The sequence below is a fragment of the Allobosea sp. BH3 genome (assembly GCF_025499465.1).
In the GTDB taxonomy this organism is placed as follows: Bacteria; Pseudomonadota; Alphaproteobacteria; order Rhizobiales; family Beijerinckiaceae; genus Allobosea.
In genome coordinates, this window is the sequence record NZ_JAIMCA010000002.1 from 680,978 (window position 1) to 704,009 (window position 23,032).

Consider the following 23,032-nt stretch of genomic DNA (forward strand, 5'->3'; position numbering starts at 1 on the left):
CACCACGGCCACGACCGGTCTTATCGACGTCGCCGTCGCCGGCGGTGGCACCTACCAGATCGACGTGTCCGAGAGCACCACGATCGGTGATCTCGCCAAGAAGTTCCGTGCGCTCGGCATCGAGGGGCTGACTGTCGGCATCAACACCGCCGGCACCGGCCTCGAGTTCCGCAACCGCGGCGCGGCCGTCACGATCACCTCGGCGGCCGACGCAGGCCACGGCGGTGTCGCGGCGACGACGACCGTCACGGCCAACAGCAGCCTGACCACCGAGACCAAGAAGGGCGTCCTGGACAAGACCTACGACGTGTTCCGTTCGACGAACGGCGCCGCCGCTGCCTGGGGCACCTTCAGCATCGCCGGTGGCGACGACGCGCTGAACATCTCGGCCCTGACGGACTCCGCTTCGGACCTGGCGGCGCTCGAGACCTACGTCGCGGCCGTCGACAACGCCCTGGCCGAGATCACGACCTCGGCCTCCAGCCTCGGCGCGATCAAGAGCCGCGTCGGTCTGCAGCAGGACTTCGTGAAGTCCCTGACCGACTCGCTCGATCGCGGTATCGGCCAGCTCGTCGACGCCGACATGAACGCCGAGTCGACCCGCCTGCAGGCGCTCCAGACCCAGCAGCAGCTCGGCATCCAGGCGCTCTCCATCGCCAACGGCAACAGCCAGTCGATCCTGTCGCTCTTCCGCGGCTGATCCAAAGGCTCAACGCCAACGACAACCGGCCACGCTCCGAAAGGAGCGTGGCCTTTCGTTTTCCCGAGTGGCGCAAGGCCAGCGCAAGGCTGATGTCGGATGCTCCCTGACGTTACGCCTCAAAAGCGCCAGGGAATGACGATGCCAGGACGGCAATACGCTGAAGAGATTTGGCTCAATCTCCAGCAGCTCGGGCACAAGCGCCTCGCGGCACTGGCGGCGATCGGGCTGTTCGTTTTCGCCGCGATCGGGACGAGCGCCTATTACCTCAGCCGCCCCGAGATGGCGGTGCTCTATGGCGGGCTCCAGCGCGAGGACGTCAACCGCATCGGCGCCGCCCTGCAGGAGGCCGGCGTCGTGTTCGACGTCAATGCCGAGGGCACGCAGGTGATGGTCCGGCCGGCGCAGGCGCCGCAGGCACGCATGCTGCTCGCCGAGAAGGGCCTGCCGCGCAGCACGAACGGCGGCTACGAGCTCTTCGACAAGCTCGGTTCGCTGGGCCTGACCTCCTTCATGCAGGAAGTGACGCGGGTGCGCGCCATGGAAGGCGAGCTCGCCCGCACCATCCAGCTGATGCGCGGCGTGAAGGCTGCGAGCGTTCACCTCGTCCTCGCCGACAAGGGCTCCTTCCGCCGCGACCAGCAGCCGGCCTCGGCCAGCGTCGTCGTCCGCACGGAGAGCTCCGGCTCGGCCAATATCGCCCAGGCGATCCGCCATCTCGTCGCCTCGGCGGTGCCCGGCCTCGCGACCGAGAAGGTCACCGTCCTCAACACCGACGGCACTGTGCTCGCCACCGGCGGCGATGCCAGCCAGATGGCCTCGACCAAGCTCGCGGGGCTGCAGCAGACCGTCAACCGCGAGATCCAGGACAACATCAGCAAGGCGCTGACCCCGTATCTCGGGCTGGAGAACTTCGAGATCAGCGTCGCCACAGACCTGAATACCGACCGCAAGGAGACCAGCGAGACGGTCTTCAACCCGGACTCCAAGGTCGAGCGTTCTGTGCGCGTCGTGCGCGAAAACGACACCTCGCAGAACTCGCAGAACCAGGATCCGACCACGGTCCAGCAGAACCTGCCGGAGCAGCAGGTCCGCTCCGAGGGCGGCCAGCGCTCCAGCGAGGAGAAGCAGCGCCGCGAGGAGCTGACCAACTACGAGATCTCGTCGAAGAAGACGCAGACGATCAGCGACGGCTATTCGGTCGCGAAGCTGTCGGTCGCGGTGCTGCTCAACCGGCCGCGCCTGGTGGAGTCGCTCGGCGCCTCGCCCTCTCAGGAGCTGATCGACAAGCGAATCGATGAGATCAAGCAGATCATCGGCTCGGCCGCCGGCATCAACGATACGCGCGGCGACAACATCAAGGTCCTGGCCGTCGACTTCCTGCAGGGCAGCCGCACGCTGGAAGCGTCGCCGCCGCTGGGCGTCGCCGAGGCCCTGATGCGTCAGTCCGGCACCGTCATCAACGCGGTAACGATCCTGGCTCTGGCGGCCCTGATCATCTGGTTCGGCCTGCGGCCGGCGATGAACGCCATCCTGAAGCATCCCTCCGAACCGGCCGGCATCACGACGCTCGCCTCCGAGACCGTGTCCGAGAGCGCCTCGCTCCAGGCCCAGCTCGCCGCCGCCGCCGGCCCGAGCGTGAACCTGATCGAGGACCTGACCGAAGGCTCGACGCGCTCGCCGATCAAGAAGCTGGAGCAGCTCGTCGAGTTCGACGAGGCCCAGGCTGCGGCGATCCTGCGGCAGTGGATCCATGAAGGGGTGCGCGCGTGAAGCATCGGCCCGCCTCCGACTTCATTCCGAGCTTCGACAGCTTCGACGCCGACGAGTTCGACTTCGAGGTTGCGGCCGAAACCGACGCGCCACTCCCCTTCATCGCGGCGGTAGCGCACGAGCCTGCGCCGCTGCCGGTCGACGCGATCGAACTGCCGGCCTTCCTGCCCAAATCCCCGCGCCCGCCGAAGGGGCCGGACCTCGACGAGGTGTTCGAGACCGGCCGGCAGGCCGGGCTCGCCGAACAGCAGAGCCAATCGCAGCAGGAGCTCGACCGCCAGCGCGGCGAGGCCGCCCGCATCCTCGAGGAGGAACGCCGGCGCTGGGCCGAGGAGGTCGCGGCGCCGCTCGCGGCGCAGATTTCGGCGGCGCTCGACACGCTGGGCGAGAGCCTCGCCGATCGTGTCGGCCGCCTGTTGCAGCCCTTCCTCGGAACCGAGCTGCGCGACACCGCCTGCCGCTCGCTGATCGCCCAGATCGGGCCGCTGCTCGCGGGAGCCGACGGGGCGGTCGTCCGCGTACACGGGCCGGCGCTTCTGCTCGCGACGCTGCGCAACGTCTTCCCGGCGGGCGGAGCGGTCGAATTCGTCGAGAGCGAACAGACCGAAGTCACCGTGGCGACCACAGACACCATCATCGAGACGCGGATCGGCGACTGGGTCGCCAGGCTCGAGGGCCGCGGCCCCGACCGCCGTCGTCGCCCTTCGGCGATCTGACAGCTCCGGGCCAGCAGCCAAGCGGATAATGCGACCATGGAAAACGACGAGCGGCCTCTGATCATCATCCGGCGCGGCGGCTATCAGCCGGAACCGCTCAAGGGCGGCGTCTGGAAGATCGCCCATGCCGATTTCATGACGGCGATGATGGCGCTGTTCCTCGTGCTCTGGCTGGTCAACTCGACCAACAAGGAAACACGCAGGACGGTTGCGCAGTATTTCAACCCCATCCAGCTCTCCGACACGACATCGGACCGCAAGGGCGTACGCAATCCGCAGGACGCGGAGCCCGGCAAGTCCGACGAGTCGTCGCTCTTCGACGGCGACCATCCGCCGGGGAAGACGAAGGCCGGCACGGAACGCAAGCCGAGCGCCAATCTCAAGGACTCGAAGCACGAGAAGGCCGCCTTCGAGGATCCATATGCCGTGCTCGCGGACGCCGGCGCTGCCCGGTCCCAGCCCGGACCCGACAAGGCCGCAGGCCTCGCGGTCGGCGCGGCCGGCAGGCCCGGCATGGATGGCGGCGACGCGATGCGCGACCCGTTCGACCCGAATTTCTGGCGCCAGACGCCGCAGACCGAGAAGCCGGTCAAGCAGGAGGCCTGGGCCGGCGACGCGGCCCCCGTCCAGCCGTCGGCGAAGGCGCCCGTCGCGACGGGAACCCCGCCCGCACCGCGAACCGAGGCAGCAAAGGCTCAGGCCGCCGCCGGCGAGCAGCCCAAGGATACCGCCAAGGAGGCTCCGCCGCCCGCCCCTGCGCTCATGGCGGCAGCCCAGCCACCGGTCGCGCTGCCGATGTCGCCGCGCGGCACGCCCAGCCCCGATGCCATCGCGACGCTCAAGGCCGGCCAGACCGCCATGCCTGCGAGCGACCCGGTCGCCAAGGCGATCGCTTCGGCCATCGCCGACACCAAGGCTGACAAGCCGGGCGCCGCAGCGCCGGGGATCGAGGTGCGGCAGACCGATGAAGGCGTGCTCATCAGCCTGACCGACAACGTCAATTTCGGCATGTTCGCCATCGGCTCGGCCGACCCGCAGCCGGAAACGATCGAGACGATGAAGCGCGTCGCCGGGGTGCTGAGCAAGCGCGAAGGCGCGATCATCATCCGTGGCCACACGGACGCCCGTCCATTCCGCGACGCCCGGCAGAACAACTGGCGGCTCTCGACGGCGCGCGCCCATGTCGCGCAGGACCTGCTGGTCCAGGGCGGCGTTCCGGAGCAGCGCATCGAGCATGTCGAAGGCTATGCCAGCCGCAAGCCGCGCTCGAACGATGCGAACGCCGCCGAGAACCGGCGCATCGAGATCCTGGTCCGGGAGAAGAAGGTATGAGGCGGATCGTCCGCGGCCTCGCTGCCGCCCTTCTGCTCGGCCTGCTTGCGGCGCCGGCACAGGCACAAGAGGACGCCGCCGCCCCTGCGACAGCTGCGTCCAAGCCCCTGCCCTTCCAGCTGATGCGGACGCTCCAGTCGCTCCAGAACGAGGCGGCCGCCGGCAATAGCACCGCGCATGAAGCGCAAGGCCGGCTGCTGCGCGAATTCGAGCAGCCGATGACGCAGCAGGACCCAGGCGTCTGGGCCGACCCGCGCAACACGCGCGCAGTGGTCCAGTACGTGCTGAGCGGCGGACAACCCGCCGTGCTGCAGGAGCTGTTGAAGCGCGGCGAGCCGGCCGGCCTGCCGCCGGGGCTCGCGCCGGGCGCGCTCGCCTATGTCACCGGCGATCTGGACAGGGCGCGCGCGCTGCTGATGCCGCTCGACCCGACAGGCCTGCATGAGTCGCTGGCCGGCCAGCTCGCCCTGATCCAGGCCACGCTGATCATGCGCAACGACCAGAAGCAGGCTTTGAAGCTGCTCGACCAGGCGCGGCTGCTCGCGCCCGGCACACTGGTCGAGGAAGGCGCGCTGCGCCGGAGCGTCTTCATCGCGGCGGAGATCAACGAGCTGGATCGTCTGGAGAAGGCGACTGCGCAATATGTCCGCCGGTTCGACCACTCTGTCTATGCCGACCATTTCCGCCAGAGCTTCGCGACGAGCCTGGCGCGCTTCGATGTCGGGCGCGAGCCGGCCAAGTTCCCGCAGCTCGTCGCGACCTTGCGCGCCTTCAGCCGCGAGCAGCAGCGCGCCGTGCTGCTGATCCTGGCGCGTGACGCACTGGTCAACGGGCGTTTCGAGCAGGCGCGCAAGGCTTCCGAGGAGGTCGCCAAGCTGCCGGGCTCAGACCAGTCGACCATCGCCCGCGCCTCGCTCTATACGGCCGCGGCGCGCATCGCCACGGACCGCGGCGACGGCGCGCTCGACACGCTCAAGCGCATCGACCCGGCCCGCCTCCAGCCGGCCGAGCAGGAAATCCACCGTACGGCGCTGCGCGTGGCCGGCCAGATCACCGACACTGCGGCCCCTCGCGCGACGGCGACGCCCAGAGAGCCGACCGAGCCGCCCGATCTCGACCCCCGCCTGAAACAGCTTCTGTCTTCAGCCGAGCGCAGCCTCGACCAGGCTCAGACGCTGCTCGAAACCGCATCCAAGGAGAAGGCCAGGCGATGAACCAGCTTGATAATCCGATGCCGGGCATGCGGCAGGGCGGCAAGGGTCTCGCGGGAATCGCCGATGGGGCCAAGGGCGGCAAGGGCCGGGCCGGAATGAACGGCCGCGGCGAACTCGGATCGGCCTTCGGCGCCCTGCTCCAGAGCGTCGGCGGCAAGACGGCGGAAGCCGGCCGCAAGGCGCACGCCGCCGGCAAGGGCGAGCAGGCCGAAAGCAAGGATCAGCAGGCCGCCGGCACGGCTGCCGACAAGGCGGCGGAGGCGGCTCTCGCCCTGCTGGAGGGAGCTGGCAAGGCCGTCGACGCCGCAGCCGCTGCGTCGACGGCCGTTGCGGCCCCAGGCAACCCCGATGCCACCGCGCTGCTGCTCGGCGCCCTGCAGGCCCCCGTGGCGCGCGATGCGTCCGAGCCGCGCGGCAAGGGCGAAGGCAAGCGCGAGGGCGCGATGGCCGCGCTAGGCAACGCTCTGGCGGGCGGCGGGCACAAGAGCGCCCACAAGGCCGGCCCGGAGATGCCAGGCGCCATGGACGATCTCGCGCCCGTCGAGATGCCAAGCGACGACAAGGCCGCGCTGCCTGACGGCGATGCGTTGGCCGCGCTGAGCGCGCTCGTCGACGACGGCGCCGCCTCGTCCAAGTCCGCGTCGGCCGAAGCGGAGCCGACGAAGCCGATCTCGGTCACCATCGTCAAGCAGGAGACCTATCTGCCGCCGGTCATGCGCGCCTCGCCGTTCCAGCAGGTCGTCGAGCCGATCCGGCAGGCGGTGGACGAGCTTCTCTCGGCACGCAGCCAAGCCACCGCGGAAACCGACAGCAGCAAGCCCGGCGAGATTTCGTCACCCACCAAGATCCTGCATCTGGAGCTCCGCCCGGTCGAACTCGGCAGCCTCACCGTCAAGATGCGGCTGACGCAGGGCGGCATGGAGATCCGGATCGAAGCCGACAAGGCCGAGACCGCGCGCATGTTGGCCAACGACAAGGACGCGCTGCGCGAGGTGGTCAAGAAGAGCGGCTTCTCCGTCGATGCCGTCTCGATCGAGACCGTGCATGTCGACGGCCCGGCCGCGGACCGGCAAGGGCCGGGGCAGGACGCCAATCGCAACGACAACACGGAGCAGCGGCAGGGACGCGGCTTCGAACAATCCCGCCAGGGCGAACAACAGCAGCAGGATGCCCAGCGCCGCGGCTGGAACCCCGATGGAACCCGCAAGGACGACGCTCATGATCTGGACGCTGAGGGCCACAGCAGCCGCGACGCTCATCGCTACGTCTAGCCTGGCGACGCCGGCCGCCGCGCAGACCGTGTGCGAGGAGCACATGATCCGCGTGTCGAACGCCTATGAGATCCCGCTCGGCGTGCTCTACGCCGTCGGCCTCACGGAGACCGGCCGGCGCAACTCGCTGCAGCCCTATGCGCTCAACATCGAAGGGCGCACGTTCTTCGGCGACAGCAAGGAGCAGGCGCTGGCCGAGTTCAACGCGGCCCGTGCCAGCGGCAAGAAGCTCATCGACATCGGCTGCATGCAGATCAACCACCATTATCACCGCAGCCAGTTCCCCAGCCTCGATGCGATGTTCGAGCCGGGGCTGAACGTCGAATATTCGGCTCGCTTCCTGAAGCAGCTCAAGCAGCGGCATACCAGCTGGACCATGGCGGTTGCGCGCTATCACGCCGGCCCGAACAACGACCCCGCCCAGAAGCGCTATGTCTGCGCCGTGATCAAGAACATGGTCGCGAGCGGCTTCGGCCAATGGACCGGCAATGCGCGCTCCTTCTGCGGCGAAAAGGGTTCGGCCGCGCAGGGCTGAGGCTTCGACCAAGCAGGGCGCGACGACGGCATCTCGCCGATCTGTCTCTGCCTCCTCGTCGTCATGGCCGGGCTTGTCCCGACCATCCACGTCCTCCTTCATGCAGTGCGGTGTTCAAGACGTGGATGCTCGCCACAAGGGCGAGCATGACGTTCAGGTTCCCGCGCACAGGTCTTCTCCCGCCCGCGTTTCCGCGTTCGGTGATGATGAGGGGCAGCGGAGCGCCGCGAGGCGCAGGTTTGGTAGTCAGCCGCTTCCATTGAGCCAGGATGCGGCGCGGATGGATTGAGCCACCATCCGCACGCCCCGTGGCGCTCCGCTCATCGGCGTTCTTAAGTCTCCGGGCCGCGCTTATACGGCTGGGCGGTTCAGGAGCTGCGGGTCCGGACGCCAGTTCGGCTCATCGCCTCGTCGCATCCTCACTTACGCTTATCCGTCTTCGCCGAGCCTTCCAGCGAGCTCCTCGCACAGGGGCCGTAGTACCCCCAGGGCGGTGCCCCGAAGCCTCCCGGGAGTGGGTCGTAACTCCACCCGCAGGCGCCGCCCTCAACCCCGCCAACGGCATACCTCCGGACGGCTGCCCCTCGGGGATGAGGTGATGGCGAGGATAAGGGCGGGACGACAGGGCGGGGATAAGTTTGGTGAGAGAACCTCAACGCGTTGTTCCTTCTCCCGGATGGGAGAAGGTGGCGCGGAGCGCCGGATGAGGGCCTGCGCTATCCGCGGAAGGCGCAACGGCTCCGCTGCGTTCAAACGACCAGCGGCCTTCCCTCACCCCAGCCCCTCTCACTGATCTCGGGCTTGCCCGACATCAGCACTCAGAGTGTCGAAGTCGGCAACAGCCGACTTCGATGCGGGAGAGGGGTTCCCCGCGCCTTACCGGCAAGGAAGCTTGCTAGGCGCCGGAACAGCGACCCCTTCTCCCCGATAGGGAAAGCGTCTCAGGCGGCATCGTCCATGCGCAGCTCCGGCGGCTTGCGCATCGGCACAGGCACCCCGGACACCATCGGAACGGGCCTTGGCCGGCCGATCGCGAAGCCCTGCGCCCAGCCGACGCCGAGTTCCTGAAGCAGCGCGAGCGTCTCAAGATCCTCGACCTGCTCGGCAACCGTCTGCTTGCCAAGCGCGGCGGCCATGCCGACGATCGCGGTGATGATCGCCCTATCGGTGGGGTCCCGGCGCATGTCGCGCACGAAATGCCCGTCGATCTTGAGGAAATCCACCGGAAGCATCTTGAGATAGCCGAAGGAGGACATGCCGGCGCCGAAATCATCGAGCAGGAAGCGGAAGCCATGGCGCCGCAGGCTTTCGATGACGGAATGGGCGACCGAGAAGTCGTTGATCGCGGCGGTTTCGGTGATCTCGAAATAGACCCTGGCCGGATCGACGCCGGTCCTGGCGGCCTGCGTCAGGACGTGATCGATGAAACCGCTCTCGCGAAAGGTCGCGCCGGAGAGGTTGATCGTGAAGAAGGCCGCCGTCGTCTCGGAGCCGGCCGGCCAGCGTGCGATGACGTCAAAGGCGTGCGTCACGACCCAACGATCGATCAGCGGCATCAGACCATAGCGCTCGGCAGCGGGAATGAAGCGGTTGGGCGGCACGATCTCGCCGTCCTGGCCCTCGAGGCGCAGCAGCAGCTCGACGCCGAAGCTCGGCCCCTGTCCCGCCGGCAGCCGCCGAATTTCCTGCGCATGGAAGCGGAACCTGTCCTGCTGCAAGGCCCACTGGATGCACTGCACGGAGGCCATCTCGCTGAGATGGGCCTGCAGTTGGAAGTTCTCGGGATGATAGAGCTGGATGCAGTTGCGCCCGTGCTCCTTGGCCATATAGCAGGCGATGTCGGCAGCCTTGAGCGCCTCCTCGACGCCGAGGCCCGAGCCGCCCAGATGCACTAGGCCGATGCTGGCGCTGATCCGGAAGCTGTTGTCCTCCCAGGCGAATTGCAGATCCTCGACAGCCTGGCGCAGGCGCTCGCCGATCTCCATCGCCCCTTCCGGCGTCTTCACCGTGACGAGAGCGGCGAACTCGTCCCCGCCAAAGCGAGCAAGGCAGTCGCTGGAGCGGAGATTGTCTTTCAGGCGCATCGTGATCTGGCGCAGGAGCTGATCGCCGGCCGGATGCCCGCAGGTGTCGTTGACGATCTTGAACTGATCGAGATCGAGGAACAGCAGCGCGTGGTGCCCCGCCCCCTTCTGATCCGCCAACGCGATGGCCAGCGCCTCTTCCAGAGCCCGCCTGTTCGGCAGGCCGGTGAGTTCGTCATGCATCGCCTGCCAGGCGAGTTGGCTGATATAGGCGTCCTCGCTGCTGCGATCGTGCAGGACGACGACGGAGCCGGCACGGGCGTTTGAGATCGTGACCGGAGCGGTGACGACCGAGACAATGGCGTAGGAGCCGCCCGGCCGCACCAGCTTCTGCACCGCGGTCGACAGGCCGGCGTCGCCGTGCAGCGACTGGCCGAGGACGTTCGTCTCCTCCTCCGTCTTGGGATCGACCAGCCGCAGGATCATGTCGAGCCGGATGCCGGCGGCGCGGGCCGAGCTCCAGCCGAGCAACCGCTCCGCCTGTGCATTCATGTATTCGACCCGCCCGGCGGCATCGGTGCGGACCACGGCCTCGCCCAGCGAGGCGAGCGTGATCTGCGCCGTCTCCTTCTCGGCGAGCAACTCGTTCTCGAATTGCTGGCGCTGCAGCAGCGGGCGCCGGATCCGCAGGGCGGCAAGCACGATCAACAGAAGGGCTACGGCTATGTTCAACCCGATCAGCACATTGGTGATCGCCCGCGCGCCCATGCCGAGGCTGTTCGAGAATTCCATGGCAAACGGCGTCAGCCGGGCGTTCATGCGGAAGATGTTTTCGCGATAGCGGGCGATCCTGCCCTCGGACACAGCCCCGGCCTCGAAGGACATCCTGATCTGCTCGCCGAGGGTGACGAGTTCGTCGAGAATGGCATCCGTGGCGCGCCAGTGCTCGATGGCATCGGCAAAATGGCCGAACCCGCGGAAATAGCGGAACAGCAGGATGATGCCTTCGAGATCGCTCGGATGATTGCCGGCTTCGATGAGCGCCCTGCGGGCCGTCGGCAGATCGACCGGATCGGATTCGAGCGCGTGCCTCGCCGTGCGGTTCGCCAGCGGAATGGCGACCGCCTCTCTATATCGCTTGAAGTGGCCGATCTCGCCCGTGCTCGTATAGAGATCGAGGAAATAGACGGCGTCCTTCTGCCCCTTGGTCCACAGGCCCTGCCCGGTCGTATAGGCGCGCACCGTCGAGAGGACGCCGAGACTGACGCCGGAGACGGCAGCCATCGTCAACGTGATGACGATCAGCGGCGTGGCGAAGCGGATGAGATCGCGGGTAACGGTCGTCAGCTTCACGCTGCCTCCCTTCGACCCTGTGCCTCGGCCCGGCGGGCAGGCGCCGTGATGCCCGGCCCGCGGAGGCAGCGCGAATGACGCGGGTCACGCCGATGAGATGGGAATGATGAAAGCGGCGTCGTCAGGGGAACCGCCGGCAGAGCGGCATCGGCGCAGGCATGGGCCGCTTTTCGCCCCAGATATGCGCGGCGCGGCAGATCGAACCGGGAACCAGCCCTTCGACCGTCCATCATCGCACGCTCTTGAACCAACGACACACAACCATGATCCAGATCCCCACCCATTCGGCACCGGCACATCGCCGACGAATGGGTGCAGTCCACCAGCCGCAACGCGGCTAATACGGACCATGCGCGTGGACAGGTTAATTTGTTCGGCTCAAAACATAGATGACAAAACCCTACCGAGAGCAGGGTTGCAGATCACGATTCGCCGTAACCTGTCGTACTGAAATAATCGACTGCCGCATCTCAGCGACATCGCGCCCCATCTGCTTTGCTGAACTGCCGACGGCTATGACAATGCCGGGATGGCCTCGCGGCATCCCGGCAGCCGGCTACCAGGAAAGCAGTCAGACCGCGCGCGTCAGCCCGCCGTCGACGCGCAGGTTCTGGCCGGTGATGTAGGCCGCATCCTTCGAGGCGAGGAAGGCAATGGTGCCGGCGATCTCTTCACTGGTGCCGTAGCGCTTCATCGGCACGCCCTCGCGCCGCTCTTCCGTCTTCGGGAGGCTGTCGATCCAGCCCGGCAGCACGTTGTTCATGCGGATGTTGTCGGCCGCGTAGGTGTCGGCGTATATCTTCGTGTAGGAGGCGAGACCAGCCCGGAACACCGCCGAGGTCGGGAACATGGCGGCCGGCTCGAAGGCCCAGGCCGTCGAGATGTTGATGATCACGCCCGATTTCTGAGCCTGCATGACCGGCGTCACGAGGCGAACGGGGCGGATGACGTTCATCAGGTAGACGTCCAAGCCGGTATGCCACTGTTCGTCGGTGATCTCCGTGATCGGCGCACGCGGGCCGTGACCGGCGCTGTTGACGAGGACGTCGATGCGCCCCCAACGCTCCAGCGCGACGTCCACCAGCCGTCGCAGGTCGTCGTTAGACTGGTTGGACCCCGTCACGCCGATGCCGCCGAGCTCCTTTGCCAAGGCCTCGCCCTTGCCGGATGAAGACAGGATGCCGACGCCGAAGCCCTCCTGAGCGAGGCGCCTCGCAGCCGCCGCCCCCATGCCGCTGCCGCCCGCCGTAACCAGAGCAACCTTCTCAACCGCCATCTGCATCTCCTAAGCGACGGCAGCGGCCCGTGGCCCGTGCCGAACGAAACCGAGTCCCTCCTTAGCACCGCCGCCGCGCCTCGGCGAACCCGATCATATTGCAAACGGCACTCATTATCATTCGTGTCGTGCTTGCTTTTAATAATGCGTCGCAATCTGAACCTAGAACGATAACCGGAACGATGACCCGACCACCTGTCGACAGGCGCATGAGACGACGCTCTTGTGTGCGGCAGAACTTTCGCGGCATGGTTTCCGCAAAGCGACGCTGAGCGCCACATCCCTGCGCCGGCTTTTTACAGTGACGCTGGGGTTGGCCGGGTCGGGCATGGTTTCGGTAGAACTCAGGACGGTTTCGAAGAGCTGGGGCGGGGCCAACGCCGTCGATGCGATCAGCTTCTGCGTCGAGGGCGGAAAGCTCGTCGCCCTGCTCGGCCCGTCCGGCTGCGGCAAGTCGACGACGCTGCGGCTCATCGCCGGGCTGGAGGACACCAGCGGCGGCAACATCGCCATCGGCGGGCGCGACGTCACCCAGGCGCCGCCTTCGAAGCGGGGCATCGCCATGGTCTTCCAGAACTATGCGCTGTTCCCGCATCTGAGCGTCGCCGAGAACATCCTGTTCGGGCTGAAGGTCCGCAAGGTCTCGCGGGCCGAGCGCGACGAGCGCCTCGCCCGCGCCGCCTCCATCCTCGGCCTTTCCGGCCTGCTCGAGCGCAAGCCGTCGCAGCTCTCCGGCGGACAGCAGCAGCGCGTCGCGCTCGGCCGTGCCATCGTCGCCGAGGCGCCGGTCTGCCTGATGGACGAGCCGCTCTCGAACCTCGATGCACAGCTTCGCGTCGAGATGCGCCGCGAGATCCGCGAGTTGCAGCAGCGGCTGGGCATGACCATGGTCTATGTCACGCACGACCAGGTCGAGGCGATGACCATGGCCGACCAGGTCGTGCTGATGCGCAACGGCCGGATCGAGCAGGATGCGGCGCCCGATCAGCTTTACGAGAACCCCGAGACGATCTTCGCGGCGCGCTTCGTCGGCACGCCGCCGATGAACGTGCTCCCGCTCGCCGCCGTGCAGGCCGGGGGCGGCAAGGTGACGCCGCCTCCGGGCCTGGACCCCGCGAGACTTGCGCTCGGCATCCGCCCTGAGCTTGCCGAAATCGGCGAGAGCGGCCTGACGGCCGAGGTCGTGGCCGTGGAGTATCTCGGCGCGGATACGCTGATCGAGACGCGCGTCGACGGCCATCCCTTTATCGTCAGGCGCCCGGGCAAGACGAGACTGTCTGCCGGCGAAACAATCTACATCACCTTGTCACAATCGGCATTGCACTGGTTCGACCAAGCGTCAGAACGGAAGGTGGCTCGGAACTGAAATCCGACCTTCCGTGTCGGACGCGAGCCACCCATCAGGGGAGAAAGACATGGACAGGCGTGAATTCCTCGGCGGCACCGCCGCGATCGCCGGCGCTGCGGCGCTGCCCGGCTCGGCCCTCGCGCAGAGCGCGGAGATTTCCTTCTTCTATCCGGTCGCCGTCGGCGGCCCGATCACCAAGCTGATCGACACCTATGCCGCCGATTTCGAGAAGGCGAACCCCTCGATCAAGCTCAAGCCGATCTATGCCGGCACCTATCAGGAGACCATCGTCAAGGCGCTGACCGCGCATAAGAGCGGCACGCCGCCGGTCACCTCGGTGCTGCTCTCGACCGACATGTTCACGCTGATCGATGAAGAAGCGATCGTGCCGTTCGACGACTTCATCAAGACCGAGGACGACAAGAAGTGGCTCGCCGGCTTCTATCCCGGCTTCATGGAGAACAGCCAGACCGGCGGCAAGACCTGGGGCATTCCGTTCCAGCGCTCGACCATCGTGCTCTACTGGAACAAGGAGCTGTTCAAGGAGGCCGGGCTCGACCCCGAGAAGCCGCCGCAGACCTGGGCCGAGCACCTCGAATTCGCCCAGAAGCTGACGAAGCGCGATGCCTCCGGCAACGTCACGCAGTGGGGCACGCAGATCCCGTCCTCGGGCTTCCCCTACTGGCTGTTCCAGGCGCTGACGACCGAGGCCGACGCGCTCCTGATGAACCCCGCCGGCGATACCACCTATTATGACAAGCCCGGCGTCGTCGAGGCGCTGCAGTACTGGATCGACCTGTCGCAGAAGCACAAGGTCCACCCCCCGGGCATCGTCGAATGGGGCACCACGCCGAAGGACTTCTTCGAGAAGAAGGTCGCCATGATCTGGACGACGACGGGCAACCTAACCAATGTCCGCAGCAACGCGAAGTTCCCGTTCGGCGTCGCCATGCTGCCGTCGCATAAGCGCCGGGGCTCGCCGACCGGCGGCGGCAACTTCTACATCTCGAAGAAGGCGACCCCGGCCCAGCAGCAGGCCGCGTTCCAGTTCATCAAGTGGATCACGCAGCCGGAGCGCGCCGCGCAGTGGTCGATCGACACCGGCTATGTCGCGGTCAGCAAGGCGGCCTACGAGACCGAGGCGATGAAGAAATACGTCGTCGACTTCCCGCCGGCGGCCGTCGCGCGCGACCAGCTGGAATTCGCGGTGGCCGAGCTCTCGACCCATGAGAACCAGCGCGTCACCAAGGCCCTGAACGACGGGCTGCAGGCGGCACTGACCGGCACGAAGCCGGCGCAGAAGGCGATGGAGGACGCGCAGGCCGAGGCCGAGCGCATCCTGAAGCCGTATCGCTGAAGGCGTGTGATGAAGCCCCACCGTCATTGCGGGGAGCGTCAGCGACGAAGCAATCCAGGAGCGGCCGCGCTCTACGTCCCGCTGGATTGCTTCGCTACGCTCGCAATGACGGTGAAGGTTCGCCAATGAACAGCCGCGCGACCGCGACCATCCATGGCTGGCTGCTCCTGCTGCCGGCCATGGCGTGCCTGGCCCTGTTCACGCACTGGCCCGCGGTCGCGAGCTTCATCGAAAGCTTCTACTCGACCCCGAGGGCGCGCCGCCCGGCGCGCTTCATCGGGCTCGACAACTACCAGCAGATGCTCGCCGACCCGATCTTCTGGAAGGCGATGTCGAACAACCTCTGGTTCGCGATCGGCACGATCCCGGCCTCGATCGCGCTCGCGCTGCTGATGGCCGTGTGGGTCAACGACAAGATCGTGGGGCGGACCTGGGTCCGGATGGCGTTCTTCACGCCAACGATCCTGCCGATGATCGCGGTGGCCAATATCTGGCTGTTCTTCTTCACGCCGCAATACGGGTTGCTGGAGCAGATCGTCGGCTTCTTCGGCGGGCGCAGCACCAATTGGCTCGGCTCTCAGGACACGGCGCTCTACGCCATCACCATTGTCGCGATCTGGAAGGAAGCCGGCTTCTTCATGATCTTCTACCTCGCGGCGCTACAGGCTCTGCCGCCGAGCCTGGGCGAGGCAGCGGCGATCGAGGGCGCGTCGCGCTGGACCTATTTCCGGCGCATCCAGTTCCCGCTGCTGATGCCGACGACGCTGTTCGTGCTCATCAACGCCGTGATCAACGCCTTCCGCATGGTCGACCACATCTTCGTCATGACGCGGGGCGGGCCTGACAATGCAACCACGCTCTTGCTGTTCTACATCTATCAGGTCGGCTTCAGCTTCTGGGACACGGCCTATGCCGCGACGCTGACCTGCGTGCTGCTGGCGCTGCTCGCGCTGGTCGCCTTCGTCCAGTACGGCATCCTCGAGCGCAGGACGCATTATCGATGAGCGCCCCCACCGCGCAGCCGGCCACGCATTCTTCGCGGACCGACCCTTACGCCCCTAAAGGCCTCTCGCTGACGCTCGAATCGACCGGCGCTATCCTGCTCGCGATCCTCTGGGTGCTGCCGCTGGCCTATGCCGTCTGGGCCGCGTTTCACCCGGCCGAATACACGACACGCTTCGAGCTGACGGCGCCGCTGACCCTCGACAACTTCACGCGCGCCTGGGCAGCCGCACCCTTCGCACGCTATTTCCTCAACACCTTCATCCTCGTCACGATGATCCTGGCCTTCCAGATCGTGCTGGGAACGCTCGCGGCCTATGCGCTGGCGCGGCAGGATTTCTGGGGTCGCGACGTGGCTTTCGCGCTGATCCTGGCGCAGCTGATGATCATGCCGGATGCGCTGATCGTCGAGAACTACAGGACGCTCGCCAAGGTCAACCTGATCGACACGATCCCCGCCATCGCCCTGCCCTATATCGCCTCGGCCTTCGGCATCTTCCTGCTGCGGCAGACCTTCAAGACCGTGCCCAAGGAACTGGACGATGCCGCCCGCGTCGAGGGCGCGAGCCCCCTGCAGGTGCTGATGAAGGTCTATGTGCCGCTGGCGAAGCCGACCTACATCGCCTACGGGCTCGTCTCGGTCAGCTACCACTGGAACAACTTCCTGTGGCCGCTGCTGGTGACGAACTCGGTCGAGTCGCGGCCCCTTACCGTCGGTCTGCAGGTGTTCTCGTCGAGCGATCAGGGCATCGACTGGGCGGTGATCTGCGCTGCGACGCTGATGACCTCCGCGCCGCTGCTCGTCGGCTTCCTGCTGTTCCAGCGCCAGTTCGTCCAGAGCTTCATGCGCGCCGGCATCAAGTGAGGGTGTTGCGCCAAACCACCCGTCATTGCTTCGCTTCGCTCCTCGCAATGACGAGTGGTGCCTGCAGAGAATGACGGCTCAGGCCTCGTCGTCGTCCTGCAGGATTCGCCAGGCGGAGCCCTCGAGATCGGCGAACTGGCCGCTGCGCATGCACCAGAAGAAGGCGCCGAGCCCGATGAGGCCCAGTCCCAGCGCCAGCGGGAACAGGATGACGATGATGTTCATGCGCTTGCCTCCGGCCCGGCTGCACTGTTCCGCGCCCGCAGGGCGTTGATCGTCACCACCAGCGATGAGCCCGACATGGCCGCAGCCGCGACGAGCGGCGTGGCGAGGCCCGCCATGGCGATGGGTACGGCCACGGCATTGTAGAGGACGGCAAACCAGAGGTTCTCCAGCATCAGCCGCCGCGCCTTGCGCGCAATGGCGAGCGCGTCGGCGACGGGCTTCAGGCCATCGCCGAGGAAGACGATGTCGGCGGCCGCCTGCGCCAGATGCGTCGCGCTGACCGGCGAGATCGAAACATGGGCGCCCGCCAGCGCCGGCGCGTCGTTGAGGCCATCGCCGACCATCAGGACCTTGCGGCCCTTGGCGGCCATGCCGTCGAGCAGCTCGAGCTTGTCGCCTGGCAGGAGTCCCGCCCGCACGAAGGAGACACCGAGCTCATCGGCGATGGGGGCCACGGCTTCCGGCCGATCGCCGGAAAGGATCGCGATCTCCAGCCCCGCTGCCCGCAGCGCACGAAGCGTCTCCTGCGCCTCGGGTCGCAGCTTCTGGCCGAGCGCGAGCACGGTGCGATAGGCACCACGGCGATAGGCGATGAGGGAGGCGCCGGGATGCGCCGCCAAGACCGGCACTGCCTCGGCTTCGGCTCCGCAGAAGCCGACACTGCCGAGACGGGTTTCCTCGCCATGCTGCGTCGTCGAGAGGCCCTGGCCGCGTTCCTCGTGGACGTCCGTCCGGGCCGAGGGGCTGCCGAGCGCGCGCGAGAGAGCCTGCGCCAGCGGGTGATGGCTCGCGGCGGCCAGCGCGCCGATCTCGGCCCGCCGCTCGGACGGCAGCGCGTCGGGATTGAGGATGTCGGGCTCGGGCAACGTCAGCGTGCCGGTCTTGTCGAAGACGGCGATATCGGCCTCGGCGAGACGCTCCAGCGCATCGCCTTCCTTGAGCATGATCCGGCGGCGGAACAGCGCCGAGGCTGCGACCACCTGCACAGCAGGGATCGCGAGCCCGAGCGCGCAGGGGCAGGTGATGATCAGCACCGTGACCGCGATCATCAGCGCCACAGGCCAGTCGGCCCCGCCAATCAGCAGCCAGCCGAGGAAGGTCGCGGCGGAAAGCGTGTGCACGACGGGCGCGTAGAGCCGCGCGGCGCGGTCCGAGAGGCGGACATAGCGCGAGCGGCTGCCGACGGCCTGCGACATCAGCCGGTCGATCTCGTCGAGCAGCGTGCCCTGCCCTGCGGCCTCGACGCGCACGGTCAGCGCGCCGGTGAGGTTCAGCGTGCCGGCATGGACGCGCTCGCCGACGCCGACTGCGGCGGGCGAGGTCTCGCCGGTGACGAGGCTCTGGTCGAGCTCGGAGCGCCCGGTCAGAACCAGGCCGTCGACCGAGACGCGCTCGCCGGGGCGGACGAGGACCTGATCGCCGGCTGCGATCGCGGCGATCGGCACGGAAATCCAGCTTCCATCCGCGCCAAGCCGGGTCGCGGTCTCGGCCTTGAGGGCGGCGAGGTTGCCGGCGAGATCCCGGGTGCGCCGGCGCATGAGCTGGTCGAGATAGCGCCCGATCAGCAGGAAGAACAGCAGCATCACGACGCCGTCGAAATAGGCGTGGTGGCCGTGGTTCCAGGTCTCGGCCACCGACATGGCAAGCGCGAGCACGACGCCGATGGTGATCGGCACGTCCATGTTGACGGCGCCGGCCTTGAGCGCCCTGAGCGCACTCTCGAAGAAGGGCCGGCCGGCATAGGCCGCCGTCGGCAGCGCGATGAGCGCCGAGAGCCAATGGAAGAAATCACGCGTCGCCGGGTCGATGTCGCCGCTGTTGCCGGACCAGACCGAGACCGAGAGCAGCATGATGTTCATCGCGGCGAAGCCGGCGACGCCGACACCGCGCAGCAGGCGCTTCTCCTCGGCGGCCGCGCCGTCCTCCTGCCGCTCGGGCACGAAGGGATAGGCCTTGAAGCCGAGCGCTGCGAGCTTCTCGACGACGGCCTCGGGCCGCAGCAGCGCCTCGCGCCATTCGACCGAGACGCGCTTCAGCGCGAGGTTGACGCGGGCGCCGAGGATGGCGGGCTCGCGGCCGAGCCCCTTCTCGATCGCCTGCATGCAACCGGCGCAGCGTATGCCATCGACCGCGAGCTCCATCGAGGCGATGCCGCCGTCGCGATGGCTGACGAAGACCGAAAGATCCTGCGCCGAGAGACTCTGCGCGGCCATCTCACTTCTCCCCGAGCGTGACCCGGCTGCGGGACAGGAAGACGACCTCCTCGCCGCGCTTCGCCTGCAGCTCCAGAATCCAGGAGCCGCTTTCGATATGATCGAACCGGGCCTCGTAGCGCCCCGGCGCCGGCTCGGTCAGCGCGATCTCGTGGTCGCGGGCGGAGGTCGCGGGGTGGCGCAGCCTAGCGGTCACCGCGAAGCCCGCAAGCGGCTTGCCGAGGCGATCCGCCAGCGCGACGGAGAGCGCCACGTCCCCGTCCTGCCTTGCCAGCCGGGCATCGGCCGTCCAGCCGCGGGCATCGCGCTCGTGCTGGCGGGCGATCTCGGTGTTGAAGCCCTGGCTGGCCTCATAGGCGCTGCGCGTCTCGACGCCCGGCATGGTGCGCAGCGCGACGGTCAGGATCGTCGCGTTGACGGAGATGATGACGCCGAAGAACAGCACCAGCATGGCGGCGACCATGGGGCCGGTCAGCACGAAGGGGCGGCGCGGGCGCGGGGCGGCGGGGGTATCGCAGGACATGAGAAAAACTCCGCAGCAGCTCATGGATGGGCTCCCGGCGCCATGAAATGGTCGGTCGCGTGCACGGTCTCGCCGGCGAAGAGATCCGAGGCGGTGATGGTGACGGATTGGGACGCCGACAGCGTGGTGCCCGCCGGCACGGTGACCAGCACGCGCACCTCGCGCGAGGAATCGGGATCGACCGTGACGATCGGGCGGATATCCGCGGTCGGCGCCGTCCCGACAGCCTCGATCCGAATGCCGGGCAACCCGTCCACGGTGAGCGCGAAGGGACGCGGCTCAGGGCGCTTGTTGAGCAGCCGGACCGTATAGGCATTGCGGATCGAGCCGTCGCTCAGCGTCACGAAGAGCGGGGCGCGATCATGGAGCACGGAGATCTCGGCGGTGCGGCGCGTCGCGAGCTGCCAGAGCATCGCGCCACCGACGATGACGATCAGCGCCGCATAGATCAGTGTGCGCGCGCGCAGCGGCCGGTAGATTGCCGGCTTGCCGGCGATGCGGCGCTTGACGTTGTCGTCCGTGTCGTACGCGATCAGCCTGTCGGGGCGGCCGATCTTCTCCATGACGTTGTCGCAGGCGTCGATACAGAGCCCGCACTGGATGCAGTCGAGCTGGGCGCCGTCGCGGATATCGATGCCGACCGGGCAGACGGCGACGCATTGGTAGCAGTCGACGCAATCGCCCGCGGGCTGTCCCTGGGTACGCAGGCGCTGCGCCTGCTTGACCGAGACGCGCGGCTCGCCGCGGTCGTAGCGATAGGTGACGTTCAGCGCATCGTCGTCGGTCAGCGCCGCCTGGATGCGCGGCCAGGGACACATGAACTTGCAGACCTGCTCGCGCATCATTCCGGCGAGCGCGTAGGTCGTGAAGGTCAGGATCGCGATCCAGACATAGGCGGAGATCGGCGCGGTGAAGGTCGCGAGCTGCCACACCAGCGTCGGCGCGTCGGCGAAATAGAGCACCCAGGCGCCACCGGTCCACCAGGCGATGACGAGCCAGACCGTGTGCTTGCCGCTCTTGCGCCAGAGCTTGTCGAAGCTCCAGGGCGCATCGTCACGGCGCATGCGCTCGCGCCGGTCCCCCTCGAAGAGCCGCTCGACGGCGAGGAAGAGGTCGGTCCAGACGGTCTGCGGGCAGAGATAGCCACACCAGACCCGGCCCGCGACGGCGTTCATCAGGAAGAGGACGAAGGAGGCCAGGATCAGCAGGCCGGTGAAGTAATAGACCTCCTGCGGCCAGATCTCGATGAAGAAGAAGTAAAAGCGGTTGTTGACGAGGTCGGCCAGCACCGCCTGGTTCGGCAGGTGCGGCCCGCGATCCCAGCGCAGGAAGGGCAGCAGATAATAGATGCCGAGGCAGATGATGAGGATGATCCACTTCGCGCGCCGGAACGGGCCGGAGACGCTCTGCGGGTAGACCTTCCGCGACGCCGCAAAAAGCGGCCCGTCGCCGGGATCGGCCTCGGCCATGCTCACGCTACTGCCCCCCTCCGAGCGAGTGGACATAGACGGTCAGCGCCTTGATCGTCGTCTCGTCGAGGCGCCCGCCCCAGGCCGGCATCACGCCGTTGCGGCTGTTGGCGATGGTCTCGGTCAGCGAAGCCATGTCCATTCCGTAGAGGCTGATCGCGTCGGTGAGGTTGGGCGCGCCCATGTCCTTGTTGCCCTTGCCGGCATCGCCATGGCAGGCGGCGCAGTTATCGGCGAAGAGCTTGCGGCCGAGCGCGAGGTTCGCCTTCGGTTCCGTGGAGAGCCCCGCGAGCTCGCGGACATGGTTGGCGACGGCGTTGATCTCGTCGCGCTTAAGCATGCCGTCGCGGCCGAAGGCCGGCATCTGGCTCACCCGCGTCTCGTCATTGCCGGTGGCGCGAATGCCGTGACGGATGGTCTGCCCGATCGCCTCGAGCGAGCCGCCCCAGAGCCAGTCGTCGTCATTGAGGTTCGGATAGCCCTTGGCGCCGGCGCCGCCGACGCCGTGGCAGGCGGCGCAGTTGTCGCCGAAGGCGGCCTTGCCCTGCGCCATCGCGATCTGGAACAGCGCGGGATCGGCCTTGATCTGCTCGGGCGTGGCGTCGGCCATGCCGGCGGCCTGGACCGCGCGCTGGGCCTTGAGCTGCGCCATGTCCGCGCTGATGTCGGCGCGGCTGGCATAGCCGATCACGCCCTTGGTCGCGTCGGTCAGAAGCGGCCAGGCGGGATAGACGATCCAGTAGCCGACGGACCAGACGATGGTGGCGTAGAAGATGCCGAGCCACCAGCGCGGCAGCGGCGTGTTCAGCTCCTGGATGCCGTCCCATTCATGGCCGGTCGTGCTCTGGCCGGTGACGGCGTCGATCTGCGGGGCGTCTTGACGCTGGTCCATGGTTTTAGTCCTCGCGCAGCGGATTGAGCGCGGCTTGCTCGAAGCGGGCGCGGTTCTTCGGCCAGAAGGCGTAGACGCAGACGCTGAGGAAGACGCCGACGAAGTAGAGGAGCCCGGCGGATTGGGCGAAGCCGGCGAGCCAGTGATAGGTCGTTTGCATGGCAGCCTCGCTCAGCGGATGTTGGCCTTGTCGTCGTAGAGCTTGAAGTCGACCATCGTGCCGAGCGCCTGCAGATAGGCGATCAGGGCGTCGGCTTCGGTGATGCGCTGCGGGTCGCCGTCGAAATCGCGCGACTGCGCCTTGGGATAGCGCTTCTCCAGATCGGACTGGCCGGGATGGTCCGGCGTCGCCTGCGCCTTCAGGTCGGTCTCGGCCTGGGCGATCATCTCGTCGCTATAGGGTACGCCGCCGAGACGGTTGGCCTTCAGCTCGTTGGCGATATCGCCGAGGGCCAGCTCCGTCTTCGCCAGGAAGGGGTAGCCCGGCATGATCGACTGCGGCACGACGGCCCGCGGCTCGGCGAGATGGGCGCGCTGCCACTCGTCCGAATACTTGCCGCCGACGCGGGCGAGGTCCGGCCCGGTGCGCTTGGAGCCCCATTGGAAGGGCTTGTCGTACATGCTCTCGGCCGCGAGCGAGTAATGCCCGTAGCGCTCCACCTCGTCGCGCAGCGGCCGGATCATCTGGCTGTGGCAGTTGTAGCAGCCCTCGCGGACATAGATGCCGCGGCCGGCGAGCTCCAGCGGCGTGTAGGGCCGCATGCCCTGCACGGTCTCGATGGTGTTCTTCAGGTAGAAGAGCGGCGCGATCTCGACGAGGCCGCCGACGGAAATCACCAGCAGCACGCCGATGACCAGGACGATCGAGTTGGTCTCGAAGATCTTGTGCTTGGCCCAGAGCGACCGGCGCGCGGGCTTGTGTTCGATGCTGGTCATTGCGGGAA

Annotated in this window: 20 protein-coding genes; 11 read left to right on the forward strand and 9 right to left on the reverse strand. The window is 67.4% G+C overall.

Annotation, left to right across the window (positions count from 1 at the left end):
- The 7 genes from BoBH3_RS08280 to BoBH3_RS08310 all read left to right on the forward strand — a co-directional run.
- A partial coding sequence (locus BoBH3_RS08280) for a flagellin (protein WP_262330288.1) occupies nucleotides 1-700 on the forward strand: 700 nt, incomplete at its 5' end.
- A gap of 141 nt (nucleotides 701-841) precedes the next feature.
- On the forward strand, nucleotides 842-2,473 hold the full coding sequence (gene fliF / locus BoBH3_RS08285; RefSeq protein WP_262330463.1) for a flagellar basal-body MS-ring/collar protein FliF: 1,632 nt from the start codon (nucleotides 842-844) through the stop codon (nucleotides 2,471-2,473).
- Nucleotides 2,470-3,189: a hypothetical protein gene (locus BoBH3_RS08290; protein ID WP_262330289.1), complete on the forward strand. Its 720-nt coding sequence runs from the start codon at nucleotides 2,470-2,472 to the stop codon at nucleotides 3,187-3,189. The genes fliF and BoBH3_RS08290 overlap by 4 nt, the downstream gene beginning before the upstream one ends.
- A gap of 36 nt (nucleotides 3,190-3,225) precedes the next feature.
- Nucleotides 3,226-4,521 (forward strand): MotB family protein, encoded by a 1,296-nt coding sequence (locus tag BoBH3_RS08295; RefSeq protein ID WP_262330290.1) that lies wholly within the window; start codon nucleotides 3,226-3,228, stop codon nucleotides 4,519-4,521.
- Nucleotides 4,518-5,735 carry a chemotaxis protein MotC gene (locus tag BoBH3_RS08300; RefSeq protein ID WP_262330291.1) on the forward strand — a complete coding sequence of 406 codons (1,218 nt, stop codon included), beginning with the start codon at nucleotides 4,518-4,520 and terminating at the stop codon, nucleotides 5,733-5,735. Before BoBH3_RS08295 ends, BoBH3_RS08300 begins: the two co-directional genes overlap by 4 nt.
- The gene (locus BoBH3_RS08305) at nucleotides 5,732-7,006 is read left to right on the forward strand and encodes a flagellar hook-length control protein FliK (RefSeq protein WP_262330292.1); all 1,275 of its coding nucleotides are present in this window, start codon (nucleotides 5,732-5,734) and stop codon (nucleotides 7,004-7,006) included. Before BoBH3_RS08300 ends, BoBH3_RS08305 begins: the two co-directional genes overlap by 4 nt.
- A complete protein-coding gene (locus tag BoBH3_RS08310) occupies nucleotides 6,954-7,541 on the forward strand; it encodes a transglycosylase SLT domain-containing protein (protein ID WP_410050568.1) in 588 nt (195 codons plus the stop codon). The genes BoBH3_RS08305 and BoBH3_RS08310 overlap by 53 nt, the downstream gene beginning before the upstream one ends.
- 941 nt (nucleotides 7,542-8,482) lie before the next feature.
- Here the strand turns inward: BoBH3_RS08310 and BoBH3_RS08315 are convergent.
- Entirely contained in the window at nucleotides 8,483-10,918 is a 2,436-nt protein-coding gene (locus tag BoBH3_RS08315; RefSeq protein ID WP_262330294.1) for a putative bifunctional diguanylate cyclase/phosphodiesterase, read from the reverse strand.
- A 571-nt stretch (nucleotides 10,919-11,489) separates the two neighbouring features.
- The gene (locus tag BoBH3_RS08320) at nucleotides 11,490-12,194 is read right to left on the reverse strand and encodes an SDR family oxidoreductase (protein WP_262330295.1); all 705 of its coding nucleotides are present in this window, start codon (nucleotides 12,192-12,194) and stop codon (nucleotides 11,490-11,492) included.
- A gap of 328 nt (nucleotides 12,195-12,522) precedes the next feature.
- On the opposite strand from BoBH3_RS08320, the gene BoBH3_RS08325 reads away from it, so the two are divergent.
- The 4 genes from BoBH3_RS08325 to BoBH3_RS08340 all read left to right on the forward strand — a co-directional run bounded on the left by BoBH3_RS08325 (nucleotide 12,523) and on the right by BoBH3_RS08340 (nucleotide 16,766).
- On the forward strand, nucleotides 12,523-13,560 hold the full coding sequence (locus BoBH3_RS08325) for an ABC transporter ATP-binding protein (RefSeq protein WP_262330464.1): 1,038 nt from the start codon (nucleotides 12,523-12,525) through the stop codon (nucleotides 13,558-13,560).
- Between the two features lie 49 nt (nucleotides 13,561-13,609).
- The gene (locus BoBH3_RS08330; protein ID WP_262330296.1) at nucleotides 13,610-14,899 is read left to right on the forward strand and encodes an ABC transporter substrate-binding protein; all 1,290 of its coding nucleotides are present in this window, start codon (nucleotides 13,610-13,612) and stop codon (nucleotides 14,897-14,899) included.
- A 125-nt stretch (nucleotides 14,900-15,024) separates the two neighbouring features.
- Nucleotides 15,025-15,903, forward strand: coding sequence for a carbohydrate ABC transporter permease (locus BoBH3_RS08335; RefSeq protein WP_262330297.1), 879 nt, complete (start codon nucleotides 15,025-15,027; stop codon nucleotides 15,901-15,903).
- Nucleotides 15,900-16,766: a carbohydrate ABC transporter permease gene (locus tag BoBH3_RS08340; protein ID WP_262330298.1), complete on the forward strand. Its 867-nt coding sequence runs from the start codon at nucleotides 15,900-15,902 to the stop codon at nucleotides 16,764-16,766. The genes BoBH3_RS08335 and BoBH3_RS08340 overlap by 4 nt, the downstream gene beginning before the upstream one ends.
- A 78-nt stretch (nucleotides 16,767-16,844) precedes the next feature.
- On the opposite strand, the gene ccoS is transcribed toward BoBH3_RS08340, so the two are convergent.
- The 7 genes from ccoS to ccoO are packed head-to-tail and all read right to left on the reverse strand — an operon-like array spanning nucleotide 16,845 to nucleotide 23,024.
- Nucleotides 16,845-16,991: a cbb3-type cytochrome oxidase assembly protein CcoS gene (gene ccoS, locus BoBH3_RS08345; RefSeq protein WP_262330299.1), complete on the reverse strand. Its 147-nt coding sequence runs from the start codon at nucleotides 16,989-16,991 to the stop codon at nucleotides 16,845-16,847.
- Nucleotides 16,988-19,204 (reverse strand): heavy metal translocating P-type ATPase, encoded by a 2,217-nt coding sequence (locus tag BoBH3_RS08350; RefSeq protein WP_262330300.1) that lies wholly within the window; start codon nucleotides 19,202-19,204, stop codon nucleotides 16,988-16,990. The genes ccoS and BoBH3_RS08350 overlap by 4 nt, the downstream gene beginning before the upstream one ends.
- 1 nt (nucleotide 19,205) lies before the next feature.
- Nucleotides 19,206-19,727 carry a FixH family protein gene (locus BoBH3_RS08355; protein ID WP_262330301.1) on the reverse strand — a complete coding sequence of 174 codons (522 nt, stop codon included), beginning with the start codon at nucleotides 19,725-19,727 and terminating at the stop codon, nucleotides 19,206-19,208.
- Between the two features lie 20 nt (nucleotides 19,728-19,747).
- Nucleotides 19,748-21,196 carry a cytochrome c oxidase accessory protein CcoG gene (gene ccoG, locus BoBH3_RS08360; RefSeq protein ID WP_262330465.1) on the reverse strand — a complete coding sequence of 483 codons (1,449 nt, stop codon included), beginning with the start codon at nucleotides 21,194-21,196 and terminating at the stop codon, nucleotides 19,748-19,750.
- Between the two features lie 7 nt (nucleotides 21,197-21,203).
- Nucleotides 21,204-22,088, reverse strand: a complete 885-nt coding sequence (gene ccoP / locus BoBH3_RS08365) for a cytochrome-c oxidase, cbb3-type subunit III (protein WP_262330302.1) — start codon at nucleotides 22,086-22,088, stop codon at nucleotides 21,204-21,206.
- Between the two features lie 4 nt (nucleotides 22,089-22,092).
- Nucleotides 22,093-22,248 carry a cbb3-type cytochrome c oxidase subunit 3 gene (locus BoBH3_RS08370; RefSeq protein WP_262330303.1) on the reverse strand — a complete coding sequence of 52 codons (156 nt, stop codon included), beginning with the start codon at nucleotides 22,246-22,248 and terminating at the stop codon, nucleotides 22,093-22,095.
- An 11-nt stretch (nucleotides 22,249-22,259) separates the two neighbouring features.
- Nucleotides 22,260-23,024 (reverse strand): cytochrome-c oxidase, cbb3-type subunit II, encoded by a 765-nt coding sequence (gene ccoO / locus BoBH3_RS08375; RefSeq protein WP_262330304.1) that lies wholly within the window; start codon nucleotides 23,022-23,024, stop codon nucleotides 22,260-22,262.
- Between the last annotated feature and the right edge of the window lie 8 nt (nucleotides 23,025-23,032).

Bases quoted from the DNA above. Each gene is read 5' to 3' on its own strand.
- BoBH3_RS08350 (WP_262330300.1), bottom strand. From the start codon at position 19,204: ATGGCCGCGCAGAGTCTCTCGGCGCAGGATCTTTCGGTCTTCGTCAGC.
- BoBH3_RS08330 (WP_262330296.1), top strand. From the start codon at position 13,610: ATGGACAGGCGTGAATTCCTCGGCGGCACCGCCGCGATCGCCGGCGCT.
- BoBH3_RS08320 (WP_262330295.1), bottom strand. From the start codon at position 12,194: ATGGCGGTTGAGAAGGTTGCTCTGGTTACGGCGGGCGGCAGCGGCATG.
- BoBH3_RS08295 (WP_262330290.1), top strand. From the start codon at position 3,226: ATGGAAAACGACGAGCGGCCTCTGATCATCATCCGGCGCGGCGGCTAT.
- BoBH3_RS08300 (WP_262330291.1), top strand. From the start codon at position 4,518: ATGAGGCGGATCGTCCGCGGCCTCGCTGCCGCCCTTCTGCTCGGCCTG.
- BoBH3_RS08310 (WP_410050568.1), top strand. From the start codon at position 6,954: ATGATCTGGACGCTGAGGGCCACAGCAGCCGCGACGCTCATCGCTACG.
- BoBH3_RS08370 (WP_262330303.1), bottom strand. From the start codon at position 22,248: ATGCAAACGACCTATCACTGGCTCGCCGGCTTCGCCCAATCCGCCGGG.
- ccoP (WP_262330302.1), bottom strand. From the start codon at position 22,088: ATGGACCAGCGTCAAGACGCCCCGCAGATCGACGCCGTCACCGGCCAG.
- ccoO (WP_262330304.1), bottom strand. From the start codon at position 23,024: ATGACCAGCATCGAACACAAGCCCGCGCGCCGGTCGCTCTGGGCCAAG.
- BoBH3_RS08305 (WP_262330292.1), top strand. From the start codon at position 5,732: ATGAACCAGCTTGATAATCCGATGCCGGGCATGCGGCAGGGCGGCAAG.
- BoBH3_RS08325 (WP_262330464.1), top strand. From the start codon at position 12,523: ATGGTTTCGGTAGAACTCAGGACGGTTTCGAAGAGCTGGGGCGGGGCC.
- ccoS (WP_262330299.1), bottom strand. From the start codon at position 16,991: ATGAACATCATCGTCATCCTGTTCCCGCTGGCGCTGGGACTGGGCCTC.
- ccoG (WP_262330465.1), bottom strand. From the start codon at position 21,196: ATGGCCGAGGCCGATCCCGGCGACGGGCCGCTTTTTGCGGCGTCGCGG.
- BoBH3_RS08335 (WP_262330297.1), top strand. From the start codon at position 15,025: ATGAACAGCCGCGCGACCGCGACCATCCATGGCTGGCTGCTCCTGCTG.
- BoBH3_RS08355 (WP_262330301.1), bottom strand. From the start codon at position 19,727: ATGTCCTGCGATACCCCCGCCGCCCCGCGCCCGCGCCGCCCCTTCGTG.
- BoBH3_RS08340 (WP_262330298.1), top strand. From the start codon at position 15,900: ATGAGCGCCCCCACCGCGCAGCCGGCCACGCATTCTTCGCGGACCGAC.
- fliF (WP_262330463.1), top strand. From the start codon at position 842: ATGCCAGGACGGCAATACGCTGAAGAGATTTGGCTCAATCTCCAGCAG.